Consider the following 3,041-nt stretch of genomic DNA (forward strand, 5'->3'; position numbering starts at 1 on the left):
GGCCCGCACCGGCGGCCCGCGCCGGGGTGTGCTGGCCGGCATTGGCCGAGCCGCCGTTCAGTCCGAGACCCATCCCGATTCCGGCGGCGGTACCGGCGGCGCCGGTGGCGAGCAGGGTGCGGCGGTCGAATACAAACGACTGCAGTCGGCTGCTGCGGTGCATGCGCGTGCCTCTCCTGGTGTGAAACGCGACCCCGAGCGTCGAGGGCAGAACCATCGGTTCCAGCCCCTCACCAGGGATGTTTCGCATCGGGGGTGTCCAGCGGCTGAACGCGGGCGGAACGCGGCAAGCCCATCCCCGTTCATGGATCACAAGGCCGTTCCCCAGTCACACCCCGCTCGCCGGCCGGCGCCCGGCCGCTCACCTCGCGTTCACCTGCCGGGGTGCGGGCGGCGTGCACGCCCGCCCATCCCCGGCGCGTGGAAGGATGGCCGAACGACGACAACGCGGGATTCGCGAGAGTGGGGAGATCACCAGGTGCCTGGCACGAATCTGACACGCGAGGAGGCCCGGGAACGAGCGGAGCTGCTCGCCGTGGACTCCTACGAGATCGAGCTGGATCTGAGCGGGGCGCAGGACGGGGGGACCTTCCGCTCGCGGACGGCGGTGCGTTTCGACGCGGCCGAGCCGGCCGCCTCCTTCATCGACCTGGTGGCTCCGGCGGTGCACGAGATCACCCTGAACGGCCGGGCGCTGGACCCGGCCGAGGTCTTCGCCGACTCACGGATCGCGCTGCCGGGGCTGGTGGCGGGCGCGAACGAGCTGGTGGTGACCGCGGACTGCGCGTACACCAACACCGGTGAGGGACTGCACCGCTTCGTCGACCCCGTCGATCAGCAGGCATACCTCTACACCCAGTTCGAGGTGCCGGACGCGCGGCGGGTCTTCGCCAGCTTCGAGCAGCCCGACCTGAAGGCCACCTTCCAGTTCACCGTGACGGCACCGGAGGGCTGGACGGTGATTTCCAACTCGCCGACGCCCGAGCCCGCGCAGGGGAAGGAGCACGGAAAGGTCTGGCGGTTCGAGCCGACGCCGCGCATCTCCTCCTACATCACCGCCCTCATCGTCGGCCCGTACCACTCCGTGCACAGCAGCTGGGAGGGCGAGGGACGCGGAGTTCCGCTGGGCATCTACTGCCGTCCCTCGCTGGCGGAACACCTGGACGCCGAAGCGATCTTCGAAGTGACCCGGCAGGGCTTCGACTGGTTCCAGGAGAAGTTCGACCACCCTTACCCGTTCGCGAAGTACGACCAGCTCTTCGTGCCCGAGTTCAACGCGGGCGCGATGGAGAACGCGGGCGCGGTCACCATCCGGGACCAGTACGTCTTCCGCTCCAAGGTGACGGACGCCGCGTACGAGACGCGGGCGGAGACGATCCTGCACGAGCTGGCCCACATGTGGTTCGGCGACCTGGTCACCATGGAGTGGTGGAACGACCTGTGGCTGAACGAGTCGTTCGCCACCTACACCTCCGTCGCCTGCATGGCGCACGCTCCGGGCAGCCGCTGGCCGCACGCCTGGACCAGCTTCGCCAACCAGATGAAGACCTGGGCCTACCGACAGGACCAACTGCCCTCCACCCACCCGATCATGGCCGAGATCCACGACCTGGACGACGTCCTGGTCAACTTCGACGGGATCACCTACGCCAAGGGCGCGTCCGTGCTCAAGCAGCTCGTCGCCTACGTCGGCATGGACGAGTTCTTCACCGGCGTGCAGGCGTACTTCAAGCGGCACGCCTGGGGAAACACCCGGCTCAGTGACCTGCTGGGCGCGCTGGAGGAGACCTCGGGGCGGGACCTGACCGCCTGGTCCAAGGCGTGGCTGGAGACCGCGGGCATCAACGTGCTGCGTCCCGAGATCGAGACCGACGCCGCCGGCACCCTCACCTCCTTCGCCATCCGCCAGGAGGCCCCCGCCCTCCCGGCCGGCGCCACCGGCGAGCCGACGCTGCGCCCGCACCGGATCGCCGTCGGGGCGTACGAACTCCAGGGCGGCAAGCTCGTCCGTACCGACCGGATCGAGCTGGACGTCGACGGCGAACTCACCGAGGTACCGGACCTGGTGGGCCGCAAGCGGCCGGCCGTCATCCTGCTCAACGACGACGACCTCTCCTACGCCAAGGTCCGGCTCGACCCCGAGTCACTGGCCACCGTCACCCGGCACCTCGGCGACTTCACCGAATCCCTGCCCCGTGCGCTGTGCTGGGCCTCCGCCTGGGACATGACGCGGGACGCCGAACTGCCCGCCCGCGACTACCTCGACCTCGTGCTGTCCGGCATCACCAAGGAGCCGGACATCGGCCTGGTGCAGTCGCTGCACCGGCAGGTCAAGCTCGCGCTCGACCTGTACGCCGCCCCGGCCTGGCGCGAGACGGGGCTCACGCGCTGGTCGGACGCCGCGCTGGAGCAGCTGAAGGCCGCCGCCCCCGGCAGCGACCACCAGCTCGCGTGGGCGCGCGCCTTCGCCGCGACGGCCCGTACGGACGCCCAACTGGCGCTGCTCGCGGGGCTGCTGGACGGTACCGGGGCTATCGAGGGCCTGGCCGTCGACACCGAGCTGCGCTGGACGCTGCTCCAGCGGCTGGCCGCCACCGGTCAGGCGGGGGAGAAGGAGATCACCGCCGAGCTGGAACGCGACGCCACTTCGGCCGGTGAACGGCACGCGGCGCTGGCCCGCGCCGCCCGCCCGACGGCGGAGGCCAAGGCGGAGGCGTGGGCGTCGGTGGTGGGAAGCGGCGCGGCCGACCCGACCGCCGGACTGCCCAACGCCGTGCAGGAGGCGGTCATCAGCGGCTTCCTCCAGACCGACCAGCGGGAGCTGCTCGCCCCCTACAGCGAGAAGTACTTCGCCGTGGTCAAGGACATCTGGGACGAGCGCAGTCACGAGATGGCGCAGCAGATCGCCGTCGGGCTCTACCCGACGCTGCAGGTGTCCCGGCAGACGCTCGAGGCGACCGACGCCTGGCTGGCGTCGGCCGGGCCCAGCGCGGCACTGCGCCGCCTGGTCACCGAGTCCCGCGCGGGCGTCGAGCGTGCGC

At 70.8% G+C, this 3,041-nt stretch carries 1 protein-coding gene; it reads left to right on the forward strand.

Annotated elements, in window-relative coordinates:
• Nucleotides 1-478: 478 nt before the first annotated feature.
• Nucleotides 479-3,041: aminopeptidase N (gene pepN, locus ACRDP3_RS22240; RefSeq protein ID WP_431518760.1), on the forward strand; the 2,563-nt coding region annotated here is incomplete at its 3' end.

This window comes from Streptomyces sp. (assembly GCF_050698815.1).
Taxonomy (GTDB): domain Bacteria; phylum Actinomycetota; class Actinomycetes; order Streptomycetales; family Streptomycetaceae; genus Streptomyces.